Below are 16,443 nucleotides of genomic sequence, written 5' to 3'. Positions count from 1 at the left end.
CTCCGGGCCGGTGCGCACCGGTAGGATCGGGCACCATGGTCGAACTGGACTTCTCCGAGCAGCTCTCCTCCCTCCGCGAGACGTTCGGCAACATCCGCTCGGTGGTCGACGTCGACCGCCTGCAGCAGGAGATCGCCGAACTCAGCGAGCAGGCGGGCGCCCCCGACCTGTGGGACGACGTCGAGCACGCGCAGCAGGTGACGAGTGCGCTGTCCCACCGCCAGGCGGCACTGCGCAAGATCACCGACACCGAGCAGCGCATCGACGACCTCGAGGTCCTGGTCGAGATGGCGAACGAGGCCGACGACGAGGAGTCCGCGGTCGAGGCCCAGGCCGAGCTCAAGGCGATCCAGAAGACCATGGGCGACCTCGAGGTGCAGACCCTCCTCGACGGCGAGTACGACGACCGTCCGGCGGTCATCACGATCCGTGCCGGGGCGGGTGGTGTCGACGCCGCCGACTTCGCCGAGATGCTCCTGCGCATGTACCTCCGGTACGCCGAGCAGCACGGCTACAAGACCACCGTGATGGACACCTCCTACGCCGAGGAAGCCGGGATCAAGTCGGCCACGTTCGAGGTCGACGCGCCGCACGCCTTCGGCACCCTGTCCGTCGAGGCCGGCACGCACCGCCTCGTGCGGATGTCGCCGTTCGGCGCGGCCGGCAAGCGCCAGACGTCGTTCGCCGCGGTCGAGGTCATCCCGCTCATGCCCGAGACCGAGGTCATCGACATCCCCGAGAACGACATCCGGGTCGACGTCTTCCGGTCCTCCGGCCCCGGTGGGCAGTCGGTCAACACGACCGACTCCGCGGTCCGCCTGACCCACATCCCGACCGGCACCGTCGTCTCGATGCAGAACGAGAAGTCGCAGATCCAGAACCGCGCCGCGGCCATGCGGGTCCTGCAGTCGCGCCTGCTGCTCCTGAAGAAGGAGGAGGAGAACGCGAAGAAGAAGGAGCTCGCCGGCAACATCACGGCGAGCTGGGGCGACCAGATCCGCTCCTACGTGCTGGCGCCGTACCAGATGGTCAAGGACCTCCGGAGCGAGCACGAGGTCAACAACCCGTCCGCGGTCTTCGACGGCGACCTCGACGGCTTCATCAACGCGGGCATCCGCTGGCGCAAGCAGGGCGGCGATTCCTGAGCGTCCTCGTGGGGGAGCTGAGCCGCGCGCCTCGGTTGACTTCCGGTCCGGCCGACCTACCCTGATCCGGTCATGATCAAATTCGACCAGGTCACCAAGGTCTACTCGGGCAACCCGAGTCCGGCGCTCGACGACGTCTCCCTCGAGATCCTCAAGGGGGAGTTCGTCTTCCTCGTGGGCGCGTCCGGTTCCGGCAAGTCCAGCTTCCTGCGCCTCGTGCTCAAGGAGGAGAAGCCCTCGCGCGGGCAGATCCACGTGCTCGGCCAGCGGCTCGGTGCCCTGTCGTCGCGCAAGGTCCCGTACTTCCGGCGCAACCTCGGCGTCGTCTTCCAGGACTTCCGTCTCCTGCCGAACAAGAACGTCTTCGACAACGTCGCGTTCTCGCTGCAGGTGATCGGCAAGAGCAAGGGCTTCATCAGCGAGGCCGTGACGGACGTGCTCAAGCTCGTCGGCCTGGCCGGCAAGGCGACGCGCATGCCGCACGAGCTGTCCGGTGGTGAGCAGCAGCGCGTCGCGATCGCGCGCGCCGTCGTCAACAAGCCGGCGGTCCTGCTCGCCGACGAGCCCACCGGCAACCTCGACCCGACCACGTCGGCCGGGATCATGGCGCTCCTCGAACGCATCAACCAGGGAGGCACCACCGTGCTCATGGCGACGCACGACGCCAGCATCGTGAACCAGATGCAGCGACGGGTCATCGAGCTGTCGAACGGCACGGTGCTGCGCGACGAGCAGTCGGGCGGGTACCAGACCCAGGCGGTCCCGGTCCAGCGCAGCGCCGCGGTGTCGAACACCACGGGCATCCAGACGATCCCGGGACTCATCCGATGAGGCTCGGGCTCGTCATGTCCGAGGTCGGCTCGGGCCTGCGGCGCAACGCGTCGATGGTCGTGTCGGTCGTCCTCGTGACCTTCATCTCACTGACCTTCGTCGGCACCGCGATCCTGCTGCAGATGCAGATCAACCAGATGAAGGGCTACTGGTACGACCGGGCCCAGGTGGCGGTCTACCTCTGCACCGACACCGACACCACGGGCAACTGCACGGGCGCCAAGGCGACCGACGACCAGCGCGAACAGGTGCAGGCACAGCTCGACTCGTCGACGCTCAAGCCATACATCGAGAAGACCTACTACGAGGACCAGGACCAGGCGTTCACCCGGTTCAAGCAGCAGTTCAAGGACTCGCCCGCCACGGAGTTCGTCAAGCCGGAGTACCTCAACGAGACCTTCTGGGTGAACCTGAAGAACCCGTCGCAGGCCGACGTCCTCGTCGAGAGCCTGTCGAAGGTCGCCGGCGTGCAGAGCGTGGTCGACCAGCGGGGCTACCTGCAGCCGATCTTCAACCTGCTCAACGCCTCGTCGTACACCGCGATCGGCATCGCCTCGCTCATGCTCGTCGCCGCGGTGCTGCTCATCGCGACGACGATCCGGCTGTCGGCGTTCAGTCGACGCCGCGAACTCGGGATCATGCGACTGGTCGGCGCGTCGAACCGGTTCATCCAGACACCGTTCGTGCTCGAGGGGGTGATCGCCGCGGCCATCGGGGCGGTCCTCGCCGGTGGTGCGATCACCGCGGTCGTCTGGTTCTTCGTGCGGAACTACCTGGCGCGACGGTTCTCCGGGACGGCGTTCATCGGCATGAGCGACGCTGCCGTGGTCGTCCCGGCGGTCATCGTCATCGGTGTCCTGCTCGCCGGGGTCTCAGCGTCCATCGCGATCCGACGGTACCTGCGCGTCTGATCCTCCTGCGGACACCCGGACGGGACCGACGCGCCAGGGCGGACACGCCCAGGAAGGTGCGCGGCCCCGTCCGTGTTCACTAGGCTGTAGGGCTGCACACCGGCAGCGAGCAGAGCACGGCACCGGTCGTGCCGTCGGGACACCCCGGCAGCGACCGTTCGGAGGGAACCACCATGGCGAAGGAACGCGGCGAGAAGATCGTGGCGACCAATCGTCGCGCGCGCCACGACTACCTCATCGAGGACACGTACGAGGCGGGCATGGTGCTGTCCGGCACCGAGGTGAAGTCCCTGCGTGAGGGTCGTGCCTCGCTCGTCGACGGCTACGCGTTCATCGACAAGGGCGAGGCGTGGCTCGACGCCGTGCACATCCCCGAGTACACCGAGGGCACCTGGAACAACCACGCACCCCGGCGCAAGCGGAAGCTCCTGCTGCACAAGCAGCAGATCGTGAAGATCTCGCACAAGACGGCACAGGGTGGCTACACGCTCGTGCCGCTGCAGATCTACTTCCACGACGGACGCGCCAAGGTCGAGATCGCGGTCGCGAAGGGCAAGCGCGAGTTCGACAAGCGCCAGACCCTGCGCGAGAAGACCGACAAGCGCGAGGCCGAGCGGGCGATGCGCTCGCGCAACCGGCTCGGCGACTGACCGTGACAATCCACCCCTCGGTCGTCTAGACTGAGGGACTGCTCCTCCGGGAGCACCGCTCCTCCGGGAGCACCGCTCCTCCGGGAGCACCGCTCCTCCGGGAGCGTTGGCAACTCAACAGCGTGACAGCGGCTCGCTCGGTTCGGCCTGTACGGGGATGATCGGTTTCGACATTGCCTGTGCGCCGACGGGAAGCGGGCCGAGGACCCACGGTCATCTCGTGAACGATCCGTGGAAAACAACAAGTGCCAATTCCAAGCGCACTGACTTCGCTCTCGCTGCGTAAGCAGCCCAGCACATGAAGTCCGTCGGCCAGGTGATCGTCTTCTAACCTGAGTTCCGGCGTCATCCAGAGGACTTGCTGCACGGTTGCGCCTCAGGGCCGTGTGGGACTTGCACTGAGACTGGGCCCGTCGTCCTAGAAGCCGGTAGCAAAGGACGGGGCCGAGCAGAACGCATCATCCGGATACGCCCGTAGAAGACGTCGAACTGCAGCGATGGACGGGGGTTCGATTCCCCCCATCTCCACCACCTGCCGACCGTCCGATCCGCTGTCACGCTGTTGCCGTCGCCCGGCACCACCGAACGCCCCGGCGTCGTCCCCACGGACGGCACCGGGGCGTTCGCCGTTCGCGCCGTCAGAAGTCGAACAGGTTCGCCCGGAGCCCGCCGTCGCCGTACTCGCTGCGCAGGACGCCGCGGCGCCGGAGCGCGGGGACGAGGTCGCCCGTCATCCGGTACACCTGTGCTGGGTGCAGGTCGCCCGACAGGATCACGCCGTCGTTGTCGGCGTCGGTACCGAGCCCCTCGACGAAGTCGGCGAACTCCTCGGCGGTCCCGACGAAGCCCTCGCGCGTGCTGATCCGCCCCAGCCGGGCCTTCCGCGTGAGCAGCTCGCGCAGGGGTGCGTCCGGGGTGTCACCGAGGAGCCCGCGGATCGTGCCGGCGGAGACGTGCTCGCCGAAGGTGCCGTCCGGGATCGGTGCGTCGAGGTCGAGCGCGAGCAGGTCGGTCTCGGAGTCGCTCGACCAGGCCACCGCCGCCGCACGGAGCTCGGCGTCCGACGGGTGCGCGGACACGGCGACGAGCCGGTCGGCCTCCTCGGGCGAGGACACCACGACGGGCTTGAGGACGAACAGCACCCGGACGTCCTCCGGACGGCGTCCGGCCTCGGTCGCGGCGGCGTGCACACGCGCCCGGTAGTCCCGGACCGCAGCGGACGTCAGCGGTGCGAGCGCGAGCTGCACGTCGGAGTGCGTGCCCGCGAAGCCGAGTCCACGTCCCGAGCCGCCGGGGGAGACCACGACGGGGTCGCGCTCGAGCGGCAGCGCGTTCAGCGGGCCGTCGGCGGTGAAGTACGTGCCCTCGTGGTGGAACGCGTCGAGTGCGTCCCCGTCCGCGAAGTGCCAGGAGGAGCGGTCCCCGACGTACCCGTCGCCCCACGAGTGCCACAGCCGGCGCAGCAGGGTGATCCACTCCTCGGCGCGGTCGTACGCGGCGTCGTGCGGCAGCGGGGCGGCGCCGACGTGCCGGGCGCTGCCGGTGTCGGTGACGACGTTCAGTCCGAACCGGTCGGAGGACAGGTGCGCGAGCGTGGCGGCCTGCCGGGCGGCCAGGTACGGCGGCGTGATGCCCGCGTTCACGGTCGGCACGATCCCGATGTGCGACGTCGCCGCGAACAGGTACGGCGCGAGCAGGAGCGGGTCGTGCTTCGGGCCGCCGTACGCCTGGCGGATCCGCAGGTCCAGGGTCGCCGGGTTGCCGAGCGAGATCGCGTCCTCGGCGATGACGAGGTCGAGGCCGGCCTGCTCCAGCGCGCGCACGGACTGCTGGTACAGGTCGGGCTTCGTCCAGTCGTGGCCCCAGTCCCAGTCCGCACGACCCCATGCCTGCGGGCCGAACCCGCGCGAGAAGAAGTACCCGACGTGCTGCAGTGCGCCCATCGTCAGAGGTCCTCGGACAGGACGTGCGCCTGCGGGACGGTGTGCGCGAGCGCCGCGACGTCCGGCGCGGAGGCGGGACGCGCCTCCCGGCCGTCGCCCGGGACCGACGTGACGGCCCCGCCGGACGCGGGACGCGCCTCCCGGCCGTCGCCGGCGGCCGACGTGACGGCCCCGCCGGACGCGGCGCCCTGACCGAGTGCGCGCACCGCGGCGAGCCCGCGCTCGACGTCGCGGATGATGTCGGCGACGTCCTCGATGCCGACCGACAGCCGGAGCAGGCCGTCGTCGATGCCCATGTCCGCGCGCTCGGCCGCGGTGCGGCCCGCGTGCGTGGTGGTCGCGGGGTGCAGGACGAGCGTGCGGACGTCGCCGAGGTGGGTCATCCGGCTGATGAGCTGCACGGCGTCGGTGAAGGCGCGTGCCGCCGGCTCGCCGCCGGCGAGCGTGAAGGCGAAGACGGAGCCGGCTCCGCGGGGCAGGTAGCGCTGGGCGAGGTCGTGGTACGGACTGGAGGCGAGACCCGCGTGGTCGACGCTCGTCACCTCCGGCTGTGCCTCCAGGAAGGACGCGACGGCCAGCGCGTTCGCGCTGTGCCGTTCGACGCGCAGGCTGAGCGTCTCGATGCCCTGGCGGAGCAGGAAGGCGTTGAAGGGGGAGGGCGATGCCCCGATGCGGGCGGCGACGACGTCGCGGGCGAAGACCACGAACGCGCGCCGGCCGTACCGCTCGACGTAGCTCTGGCCGCCGAGCGACGGCTCCGGCTGCGTGAGGTGCGGGAAGCGGCCGGGCTCGGCGCCCCAGTCGAACCGGCCGCCGTCGACGACCAGGCCGCCGAGCCCGGCGCCGTGGCCGGACAGGAACTTCGACGCCGAGTGCACCACGATGTCGGCGCCGTGCTCGACCGGGCGGACGAGGTACGGGGTCGCGAGCGTGTTGTCGACGATGAGCGGGACGCCGGCGCGGTGCGCGGTGTCCGCGACGCCGGTCACGTCGAGGACGTCGTTCTTCGGGTTCGGGATCGTCTCGGCGAAGAACGCCTTCGTGTTCGGTCGGACGAGACGGGACCACTCGTCGAGGTCGCGCTGGTCCGACACGAAGTCGACGTCGATGCCGAGCCGGCCGAGGTTCTGGACGAGCAGCCCCTTGGTGCCCTCGTAGATGCTGCGGGCGCTGACGACGTGGTCGCCGGCCTGGAGGACACCGAGGAACGCGATCGTCGCGGCGGCCTGCCCGCTGCCGACCAGGATCGCCTCGGGACAGCCCTCGAGCAGGGCCACGCGGCGCTCGACGTCGGCGTTCGTGGGGTTGCCGAGGCGGGTGTAGGTGTAGCCGTCGTCCGTGCCCGCGAAGCGGTCCCGAGCCTGCTCGAAGTCGTCGAACAGGAACCCGGACGACATGTGGATCGCGGGGACCCGTGCGCCGTGTGCGGTGTCGGGCAGGAAGCCGCCGTGCACCTGTTCGGTGGCGAAGCCGTGCTCGTGCGCCATGGGGTCCCTCCGTGAGCTGGTGGTGGTCCCGGTACTCTCGCAGGCCGTCGTGCGCTGCGGGGTGTCTGCGACCTCCGGTTACGTGGCCGGGGCGGCGTGGTGCCCGGCGAGGCGGTCGCGGTCGCCGGTGTGGTCGGCGAGGACGGCGGCGAGCCGCGCCGCGAACCCGTCGGCGAGCGGCGACGGCAGTGCGTCGACCGCGAACCAGCGCACGTCGTCGCTCTCGTCGCTCACGACGGTCGCGGCGGCCGGATCCACCTCGGCCACGAACCCGACGTCACGGTGCGCCGCGCAGGCGAACCCGTCGTGCAGCGCGTGCCGGTCGAGGTCGGCGATGCCCGTGTCCACCAGCTCGAGGTCGGCGATCCCGGACTCCTCGCGGGTCTCGCGGCGGGCGGCTGCGGCGAGGTCGACGTCGTCCGGCTCGAGGTGCCCGCCGAACTGCACCCAGAACCCGCCCTTGCGGTGCAGGCAGAGCAGGACCTGCCGGTGGTCGGGGGAGAGCACGAAGCAGGACGCGGTCAGGTGCTCCGGCCGCCCGTCACGCCGGAGGGCCGTGTCGCCGTGGGTCCGCACGAAGTCGGCGAAGTCCGCGGCGAGCGGATGGTGGCTGGACCCGAGGGCGGTGAGGACGACGTCGACGTGCACGGTCCCATCCTGCTCGCTCTGCGGGCCGGGTCAGACCAGCGCCCGCAGCCCGGCCGCGATCGTGTCCCACACCGCGAGCAGGGGTTCCCGGGCGAGCCACACCGCCAGCGTGTTCCCCGCCAGGAACAGCACGAACCAGTCCACCGCGGGCACCCGCATCTCGGCGGCGGCGATGTGGAAGTCCGTCTGCACCCGGGCCCCGGTCAGCAGCCAGCGCGCCACCTGCACGACCGAGCGCAGACCGTCGACGACGAAGAGCGCCCCGACGGCGGCGACGACGAGCACGGTGGCCTCGGACGGGCGCAGTGCCACCCAGAGCGCGAGCGCGTCGAACCCGACGACGACGAGCAGGCCGAACCAGTTGCGGACGAAGGCGAGCGCCACGAGCCCGATCACGGCGAGCACCGCCACGGGCAGCCACCGCGACCCGTCGAGGACCCCGGTGAGCAGCAGCACGCCGGCCCACACCGGTGCGCTGTAGCCGGCGAACAGGTTCAGGACGCGGACGAGCCACCGGACGGCACCGGGCACCCGGCCGAGCCGGACCCAGGCCTCACCCGAGCCGTCGGCGTGCAGGTCGATCCGGTCGATGCGGCCGCCGAACGGCACGACGACGACGCAGTGTCCGACCTCGTGGGCGATGGTGGCCGCGATCCGGGCGACCCGGCCGACGAACGGCACGAACGGCAGGACTGCGCCGACGAGGACGGCGATGAACACGAGGGAGGGCGTGGCGGAGGTCAAGGCACCAGGATGGCAGGCCTGCCGATGACGGCGCTGGACGGGTCGTGACGACCGTGACGCCGCGCGGACCGGAGCGGCCGCTCCGGGCCCTGGTCAGGTCAGGCCCCGGACAGCGTCGAGACGACCACGAGCACGAGCGTCGCGACGACGACGAGCCCGGTCGTCACGGCGACCACCACCGTCACCCGGTTGGTGTTGCTGTGCCGGGCCATCGGACCGTCACCGACCCCGCCGCGTGACGCGGCTTGTCGACCTCGAACCCGTGCTGCAGCGCGAGCTCCCGGGCGAGCATCTGGAGCGGCACGACCGCCTCGACCGGACCCCACGGCGCGAGGTCGCGGCCCCACGCCAGGCCGGTCGTCCCGCCCGGGCGTGCCGGTCCCGTCGTCGTGAGACCACCCGGAGCGGACAGGACGGGGACGTCCGAGTCCTCGCCGCCGATCGTCACGACGAACCCGCCGTGCGCCCGCACGTGGGCGACGGCGGTCTGCAGGCGTCGGTCGCCGTGGTCGACGACCAGCACCGGGGTGCCCTCGTCGACGCGTGCGAGCAGGCCGTGCTGCAGGTCGCCGGCCGGGTGCGCCTCCGCCCACCGGCCGCTCAGCTGGGTGAGCTTCAGGGCGCCCTCGGCGGCGTACGGGAGGCCGGGGCCGCGTCCGGTGAGCAGGAACCCCGGGGCGTCCCGCACGGTGGCGGCGAGCAGCGGGATCCGCTCGGCGGCCACGGCGGCGGCCGCGCTCATCCGGTCGGGCAGCTCCGCGAGGTCCTCGACGAGTGCGGTCGCCCGGGCCGTGTCGAGGCGTCCGGAGGCCACCAGCGCGGACAGCACGGTCGTCACGCCGACCACGACCTGCGCGGTGAAGCGCTTCGTCGCGACGACGCCGACCTCGGGCCCGGTGTGGCAGTCGAGCACGGCGTCGGCGCGGCGGGCGAGGGACGAGTGCACGTCGTCCGTGAGCGCGAGGACCGGGTGCCGCGGGTCGAGCTGGTCGAGGGCCCGCAGGACGTCGGCGGTCTCACCCGACCCGTCGATCGCGAGGACCAGGGTGCCGTGCCCGAGGACCACCTGCTCGGCCTCGCTCGCGACGACGACGTCGGTCGGGACCCCGCCGAGCGTGCGGATCGTGCCCGCGACCACCTGCCCGGCGTGCAGGGACGTCCCGCACGCGACGACCGCCAGTCGCCGGAAGGCCGGCAGCCCGAGACCGGCCCAGGTGCTGCCGTCGACCGTGCGGTGCCGGAGGCGGGCGAGCAGGTCGCGGGCGACGGCGGGCTGCTCGGCGATCTCCTTCGCCATGTGGTCGGGGTGGTGGCCGCGGTCCGGCGTGACGGCGGCGAACGGGGACGGCGTCGGGAACGGCACCGGGACGGCGATCCCCTCGGAGGACCACGCCCACGCCTCGCCGAGCTCGACCACGTCCCCGTCGCGCAGCGGGACGAAGGTCTCGCACCAGGCGGCGATCGCACCGACGTCGCTCGCCGCGAAGTCGCCGCGGTCGGACCGCCCCACGACGAGCGGCGACCCGTTCGCCGCCGCGACCATCCGGCCGTCCCGGGCGTCCAGCACGACGAGCGCCCACGACCCCTCGAGCTGGGCGGTGGCGAGCTGCACGGCGAGCATGAGGTCCGGGTCCACGACGAGGGCCCGCTCGACGAGGTGGGCGATGACCTCGGAGTCGACGTCCGAGGTGAAGACGTGCCCCTGTCGCTCGAGCACGGTGCGCAGCCGCCGGGCGTTGTCGACGACGCCGTCGTGCACGATGCTGACCCGGCCGGTGCAGTCGGCGTGCGGGTGCGCGTCCGCCTCGCGCACCGGCCCGTGCGTCGCCCGCCGCACGTGCCCGATCCCGACGCCGGTCGACGCGTCGGAGGCAGGCACGGTGCCCGACCGGCCGGCCAGCCGCGTGCGCAGGTCACCGACACGGGTCAGGGTCCGCGTCGTCGCGATCCGTCCCGACGCGGTCCGCACCGCGACACCGACCGAGTCGTGCCCGCGGTGGTCCAGCCGCTCGAGGCCGTCGAGCAGGAAGGGCGTCGCGTCGTCGGTGACGCGCACCGCGATGATGCCGCACATCTGGGGTCCGTTCGCAGGGAGGGGACTCCTGGTGGAGCCGGAGGTCGGCACCGACCGCCGCCGGGTCGGCCGCGCGTCCGGGACCGTCGGGCGGTCCGGGCCCGTCCTCGGATCAGGCGAGGACGGACGACGGGTCGACGGTTCGGGTACCGGACGGGGTACGCGGGCCTGCCCTCGGGGGAGGGCACGGCGGTCGGTGCACCAGAAGCGTCCCGCGGACGGCACGGCCCTGACAACGGCGACCACCGCCTCTTGCGGTTCACCGCGCTCGCGGTGCGACCGGGCAGGACCCGGTGCGGACTCCCGCAAGGCGACCCACGTCGTCGACGGGGCGGGACGACGGAACGGGAGGCCCGGTACCAGCTGGTACCGGGCCTCCCGTTCCGTCGTGTGGTCGCGTCCACCGCGACCCGCGCCGATCAGGTGAGCAGCGCGACCAGGTGCGAGCGCGAGCGCGCACCGACCTTGCGGTAGATCTGCGTGAGCCGCAGCTCCACCGTGCGCTGCGACATGAACAGCGACGACGCGATCTCGCGGTTGCGGAACCCCTCGGTGACCTTCTGCACGACCGCACGCTCCTCGGCGGTCAGCGAGGTGAGCACCGTGGACGCGTCCGGGGCGCTGCGCGGCGCACCCGCCTCCTGTGCGGAGGCGACGGGACCCGAGCGGAACGACGACAGCGCACCGGAGGCGGGCATCGCCGCCGTCGGCGCCGGCGTCACGAGCGGACGGCGCAGGCCGGCCGCCTCGTACGCCGCGGCCGCCGCCGCTCCCAGCCGGGGACGCTCGGCGGCGGAGGCGATCGCCGCGAGCGCCGCGAACGTGCGAGCACGCTCGTACGGCGAGTCGTGCGGCTGGAACAGCTCGAGCGCACGTCGACGGGCGGTGTCACGCGTGGCGTCGTCGGCCACGAGCGCCAGGCTCCTGGCAAGCACGAGCGCGCCCCAGCGGGACGGGCGGGCGTGGTGGTCCGCCGCGAGGCGCGCCGTGACGGCGCGCGCGTCGTCCGTGCGGCCCAGTCGGACGTTCGCCTCGACGAGGTCCCCGAGGTGCCGCAGCACGGTCGGGTTCCGCAGCGGTCGGGCGATGGCGTCGGCCGCCTCGAGGGCGACCACGGCCTCCTCGGCCCGGCCGTCGAGCAGCAGGATCCGCCCGCGGAGCGCGTGCAGCCGGGCGGTGGTCGCCCAGAGCAGGTTCGTCGTGCGCAGTGCCAGGCAGCGGTCGATCACCTCGAGCGCGTCCTGTGAACGGCCCTCGGCGAAGTGCCGCCACGCCACCGCGATCGCCCGGGACGGTGCCGGTTGACGGGGTCCCGCCCCGGCGCCGTCCTCCCACGCGTCGATCGCGCGGAGCGCCTGCCGGTAGTTGCCGGACCGGAGCTCGTTCTCGGCGGTCAGGTACCGGGCCGCCTCGGTCCACACGGCCCGTGTCTCCATGCTGCGGGCCAGGACGAGCGCGAACACCCGTCGGGCGCTGCGGTACCGCTCCGCGGTGCTCAGGGCGTGCGCCACGAGGAGCAGGCCCGGGTCCGAGAGCGCGAGCAGCTCGGCGGTCGCCAGACCGTCGTACAGCTCGGTGTCCGGCGGGAGGGTCCCGTCGAGCGCCGCGACGAAGCAGCCCACGGCGCGGACGATCTCGACGGTGTGCGGCGACAGCGGGACGTCGAGCGCGTCGACCCGTGCGAGCAGGTCACGTGCCTGGTCGAGGTCCCACGTCTCGGCGCGGAAGCTCGCCACCATGGCGAGCAGTCCGGCGACGGCCCCCGCCTCGGCCGCGTCCGGCCCCACCGGGACGAGCAGCTCGTCGGCGTGCACGGTCTCCCCGCGCAGGTACTGCACGGAGTAGAGCAGCCGGAGCCGACGGACCTCGTCCTCGGTGTGCCGGAACGGTCCGATCGCGGCGAGGTACCGGGCGGCCAGACCGAGCAGGCGGTTGCCGAGCAGGAGTTCGACGACCCGGAGCAGTGCCGACCGCTCCAGCTCGCTGCCCGAGCCGACGTGGAGTGCACGCTCGGCGAGGGCGACGGCCGCCTGCGGGGCGCCGTCCGACACGTACCCGGCCGCGGCGTCGAGCAGGGCGACGACGTCGGGGACGTCGTCGACGAAGCTGCGGTGCCACGCGGCGGCACGCGGGTCGGCGGTGGCGCTCGCCGCGGCCAGCTCGGCGTGCGCGGCCCGACGTGCCCGGGCGGGCATGCGCCAGTACAGGACCGAGCGGACCAGGGGGTCGCGCACGGTCACGGTCTGCCCGCGCACCGTGACGAGGCCGGCGTCCGCCAGCTCGTCGAGGGCGTCGCGGTCCCAGCCGGCCGTGCGGGCGACGGGCACGAGGGCGAGCCGCGCGAGGACGTCCAGATCTCGTCCCGCGTCGGTGCCGAGCAGACCGTCGTCGATCCGTCGTGCGGTGATCGCCTCGGCCGTCGCGGTCGGGCGCAGGGGCAGCACGACGGGCTCCGTGCCCGTCAGCTGGTCGCGACCGAGCACGTCCAGCTGCTCGCGCAGGGCACCGGGGTTGCCGCCGGTCTCCTCGGCGAGGACGGTCAGGACGCCGTCGTTCGCGTCGGACGGCGCCATCGTGCGTGCCGCCGCGAGGGCGTCGTCGGCACCGAGCGGCTCGAGCCGCAGGGTCGGCAGCGCCGCCAGCGGGCTGGTGGCCGGGACCGAACGGACCGTCACGACGAGCCGCAGCGCGGTCCCGGCGAGACGACCGGCGAGGAACGCGATGAGCTCCTGGCTCTCGGCGTCCATCAGGTCGAGGTCGTCGACGAGCACGAGCGTCGGCGGCAGGGTCAGCGTCTGCACGGCCTCGAGGAAGTCGTGCGCTGCCGCGAGACCGGAACCGGCCGTCCCGCTGGCGGTCTGCGGGGCGCCGGGTGCCGTGGTGTCCGCGGTCGGTGCGGCGTTCGCCTGCAGGAGCAGGGCGATGTGTGCCGAGGCGCGCGGGTCGTCGAGCGCGGTGAACAGGGACGTCACGCCGGCCAGGGGCCAACGGGACTCGCTCCCGTTGCCTCCGACCCGCACGACGGGGAGGGCGACGCGGTCTGCGACCGCGCCGAGGACGCTGCTGCGTCCGGAACCAGGGTCGCCGACGACGACCATCGCTGACTCACGAGGGAGTGCAGCGAGGGTCGCGATCCGGTCGACCTCGAGACGGCGACCGGTGAGTGCCATGACTCACCGGCCTCCGGGTCCGGGGACGGATGCGGCGGCGGGGACCCGTGCAGCGACACGGCGGGGAGCCGTGGCGACGGGGGACCGGTCGGCGGCACGGCGGGTGACCGTGACGACCGACGGACGTGTGGCGGCGACGGAGCGCGCGCCGTGGATGTCGATGATGTGATGCGGAGCACGAGTGAGGGTGCACTCGGTTCCGCGCGGGAACGATGAAGCCATCGTCTGTACCACCCCTCGGGTTAGGGTTTCGGGACGAAACACGACCGGTCCGGCCCTGCGCCCGGTCTAGGGAACCCGGCGCGTGGTGGACCTGTCGTCAGCGAGACTGTAACCCAGGTCGGAGCCTCGTTCGAGGGGGTCGACGCCCGGCGGCCCCGGCCCGTTGTCCCCAGTCCGGGGGGTGCTGCCGTGTGGTCCGGATGGAGCGCTCCGGCGGCCTCCACCTGAGTCGGGGTACAGCTGATCGGTGCACTCGGTGCAGGCAGGCGCGCCCGTCCGGGACGGCCCTCGTGCGGGGGGTCGGACGGGGTACGCGGTGGCTGCGCGGGTGCGGTCGCGTCCGACCGGGACCGGTCGGTTCGGCTGACAGCGGAACGGTCTGTCCGCGTGGGGACGCAGTGCGCTTCCCGGCGAGTCGCACGGGACCGGTGCCGGGGATCGGCGACCGGCGGTCGGCACCGGAGTCGGTGGTCGGCGCCCCCGTCGGCGGTCTCCGGGGTGCCGGTGGGTCGCCCCGGAGGATCGCGTCAGCGGCTGACGACGGCGACGACCGCGTCGTGGACGAGGCCGTTCGTCGCGAGGGCGCTGCCGTGCCAGGGGCCGGGGTCACCGTCGAGCGAGGTGAAGCGGCCGCCGGCCTCCTCGACGATGGGCACGAGCGCGGCGATGTCCCACGGCTTGAGGTCGGGCTCGCCGGCGACGTCGAGGACGCCCTCGGCGACGAGCATGTACGACCACATGTCCCCGTAGGCCCGGGTGCGCCACACCTGGCGGGACAGGTCGACGAGGGCGTCGAGGCGGTCGTCGTCGTCCCACTGCTGCAGGCTGTTGTAGCTGAGGCTCGCGTCGGCCAGGTCGGCGACGCCCGAGACGCGGAGCGGGCCGTCGGTCGAGTGTGCACCGAGCCCCTCGGCCGCCCACCAGCGCTTGCCGAGGGCCGGCGCGCTCACGACGCCGAGCACCGGCCGGCCGTCGACCGCGAGCGCGATGAGGGTCGCCCAGACGGGGACGCCGCGCAGGTAGTTCGCGGTGCCGTCGATCGGGTCGACGACCCACTGGCGGTGCCCCTCGCTCGTCGCCTCGGCACCGGTGTCGGCGGTCGTCTCCTCGCCGAGGAAGGCGTCGTCGGGACGCTCGGCGGCGAGCCGCTCGTGGAGGGCCCGCTCCACGGCCTGGTCGGCGTCCGTGACGTGCGTGCTGTCGGCCTTGGTCGTGACGTGCAGGTCCGCCGCGCGGAACCGCTCGAGGCTGATCGCGTCGGCGGTGTCGGCGAGGGAGCGGGCGAAGTCCAGGTCGGCGCTGAGGTCCACGTCGTCAGCGTAGCGGCCGGGCCCGGTGCGACCGTGGTGCGCTCGCGGTCGCTCAGGCGGCCACGACCGCTTCCTCCTCGAGCCGGCTGACGGCGCGGTCACGCGCGATCCGGGTGCGGCGCGCGGCGAGGCCGTGCACGAGGGCGCCGAGCAGGACCGCGACCACGAGCCAGAGGGCGAGCACCAGGGACGCGCGGCCGAGGGAGGCGCCCGGGAAGTACACGAGGTCCTGGGCGGCCTCGAGCCAGGCGGCACCGCTCCAGAAGGTGTTCAGCGCGGCGAAGAACCCGGGCTGGAAGGTCGGCTGGAAGATCCCGCCGGAGCTCGTGAAGTTGAGCATCACGAAGAGCATCGTCAGGACCGGGGTCGTCCACCGGCCGAGCAGCGGGTGCAGACCGACGCCGAGGGCGATGATCACCGCGTCGTACAGCCAGGCGAACAGGAAGACCTGCCAGCGGTGGTCCGGGACCACGCCGTACACGGGCCCGGCGACGACCGTGCCGATGCCGGCGACGACCGCGGCGGTCGCGGCGCCGACGACGGCGGTCCACACCGCGCGGAAGCGGGTGGCGAACGCGGCGACGGCGATCGCCGAGGCGTAGCCGCCGACGCTCAGGCCGACGAGCATGAAGAACAGTCCCTGGCCGGTGGGGTCCTGGTCGCCGGTGGGGACGACGTCCCGCACGGCGAACGGCAGGTGCTGCGCGTAGGCGATCGGGAGGAACACCTTCTGCGCCGCGGTGGCGGTCGTCTCGCTCGCGGCGGTCGAGACGGAGAGCGTCGCGCCGTCGGTGCCCGGGGCGTACACGGCGGCGAGTTCGCGGTCGCGCACCTGCCGCTCGGCCTCGGCGGTGGAGCGCACGACGTGCGCGACGAGCTTGCCGTCGGACCCGTCGGTCACGGACTGCGCGAACACCTGCGTGGCGGCGCCCTGGCCGACGATCCCCACGGGGAGCTCGTGCGGCGACGGCGCGTGGAAGGCGCCGAGGTACGCCAGTGCCATGCCGACCGCGAGGAACAGCGGCACGAGGATGTGCGACCCGAAGCCCCGCAGCGAGCGGCCGAGGTGCTCCGGACGCAGCGCGGACGGCGTGGACGGGCGGCGCGGAGGCCGTGGCGCGGCGTGCTCGGCGTGGTGGGTCGGCGAGCGGGGGCCGTCCTCGGGGGCGACGATCAAGTTGTACTTTGCAACTTCAGACACGAGGGTCGACTGTACACCCGCGGGCGTCCCGGCACCGGGCCGGCGTCAGGGCACCCGGAACGACGCCCGCCCGACGTCCGGACACCCGGGGGACCCCCGGAGCCGCG

General features: G+C 72.9%; 12 protein-coding genes and 1 other RNA gene. 5 read left to right on the top strand and 8 right to left on the bottom strand.

Features of this window, described 5'->3' with window-relative positions; all coding sequences use genetic code 11:
• Positions 1–35 precede the first annotated feature (35 nt).
• The 5 genes from prfB to ssrA all read left to right on the top strand — a co-directional run bounded on the left by prfB (position 36) and on the right by ssrA (position 4,068).
• On the top strand, positions 36–1,145 hold the full coding sequence (prfB, locus tag QOL15_RS09940; protein WP_065962117.1) for a peptide chain release factor 2: 1,110 nt from the start codon (positions 36–38) through the stop codon (positions 1,143–1,145).
• A gap of 72 nt (positions 1,146–1,217) precedes the next feature.
• Complete coding sequence (ftsE, locus tag QOL15_RS09935; RefSeq protein WP_065962119.1) at positions 1,218–1,976, top strand: cell division ATP-binding protein FtsE; 759 nt, start codon at positions 1,218–1,220, stop codon at positions 1,974–1,976.
• Positions 1,973–2,887: a permease-like cell division protein FtsX gene (gene ftsX / locus QOL15_RS09930; protein ID WP_065962120.1), complete on the top strand. Its 915-nt coding sequence runs from the start codon at positions 1,973–1,975 to the stop codon at positions 2,885–2,887. The genes ftsE and ftsX overlap by 4 nt, the downstream gene beginning before the upstream one ends.
• 173 nt (positions 2,888–3,060) lie before the next feature.
• A complete protein-coding gene (gene smpB / locus QOL15_RS09925) occupies positions 3,061–3,537 on the top strand; it encodes an SsrA-binding protein SmpB (RefSeq protein WP_065962122.1) in 477 nt (158 codons plus the stop codon).
• A gap of 153 nt (positions 3,538–3,690) precedes the next feature.
• Positions 3,691–4,068, top strand: a transfer-messenger RNA (tmRNA) gene (gene ssrA, locus QOL15_RS09920).
• A gap of 107 nt (positions 4,069–4,175) precedes the next feature.
• On the opposite strand, the gene QOL15_RS09915 is transcribed toward ssrA, so the two are convergent.
• The 8 genes from QOL15_RS09915 to QOL15_RS09880 form a co-directional block, all read right to left on the bottom strand.
• Positions 4,176–5,480 carry an LLM class flavin-dependent oxidoreductase gene (locus tag QOL15_RS09915; RefSeq protein ID WP_071249180.1) on the bottom strand — a complete coding sequence of 435 codons (1,305 nt, stop codon included), beginning with the start codon at positions 5,478–5,480 and terminating at the stop codon, positions 4,176–4,178.
• A 2-nt stretch (positions 5,481–5,482) separates the two neighbouring features.
• Positions 5,483–6,967: an O-acetylhomoserine aminocarboxypropyltransferase/cysteine synthase family protein gene (locus tag QOL15_RS09910; protein ID WP_083394110.1), complete on the bottom strand. Its 1,485-nt coding sequence runs from the start codon at positions 6,965–6,967 to the stop codon at positions 5,483–5,485.
• A gap of 78 nt (positions 6,968–7,045) precedes the next feature.
• Positions 7,046–7,615 carry an NUDIX hydrolase gene (locus tag QOL15_RS09905; RefSeq protein ID WP_071249182.1) on the bottom strand — a complete coding sequence of 190 codons (570 nt, stop codon included), beginning with the start codon at positions 7,613–7,615 and terminating at the stop codon, positions 7,046–7,048.
• Between the two features lie 30 nt (positions 7,616–7,645).
• Entirely contained in the window at positions 7,646–8,359 is a 714-nt protein-coding gene (locus QOL15_RS09900) for a M50 family metallopeptidase (protein WP_071249186.1), read from the bottom strand.
• A 181-nt stretch (positions 8,360–8,540) separates the two neighbouring features.
• Positions 8,541–10,433, bottom strand: coding sequence for a glutamine--fructose-6-phosphate transaminase (isomerizing) (gene glmS / locus QOL15_RS09895; RefSeq protein WP_071249188.1), 1,893 nt, complete (start codon positions 10,431–10,433; stop codon positions 8,541–8,543).
• A 419-nt stretch (positions 10,434–10,852) separates the two neighbouring features.
• Positions 10,853–13,603, bottom strand: coding sequence for an AAA family ATPase (locus QOL15_RS09890; protein WP_071249190.1), 2,751 nt, complete (start codon positions 13,601–13,603; stop codon positions 10,853–10,855).
• A gap of 749 nt (positions 13,604–14,352) precedes the next feature.
• On the bottom strand, positions 14,353–15,135 hold the full coding sequence (locus tag QOL15_RS09885) for an inositol monophosphatase family protein (protein ID WP_065962132.1): 783 nt from the start codon (positions 15,133–15,135) through the stop codon (positions 14,353–14,355).
• Positions 15,136–15,187: 52 nt separating this feature from the next.
• A complete protein-coding gene (locus QOL15_RS09880) occupies positions 15,188–16,336 on the bottom strand; it encodes a hypothetical protein (protein WP_139197579.1) in 1,149 nt (382 codons plus the stop codon).
• Positions 16,337–16,443 lie beyond the last annotated feature (107 nt).

Origin of the sequence: Curtobacterium sp. MCBA15_012, from assembly GCF_001864935.2 — a bacterium.
Lineage (GTDB): Bacteria > Actinomycetota > Actinomycetes > Actinomycetales > Microbacteriaceae > Curtobacterium.
This window is presented reverse-complemented; position numbering and strand designations above follow the sequence as displayed.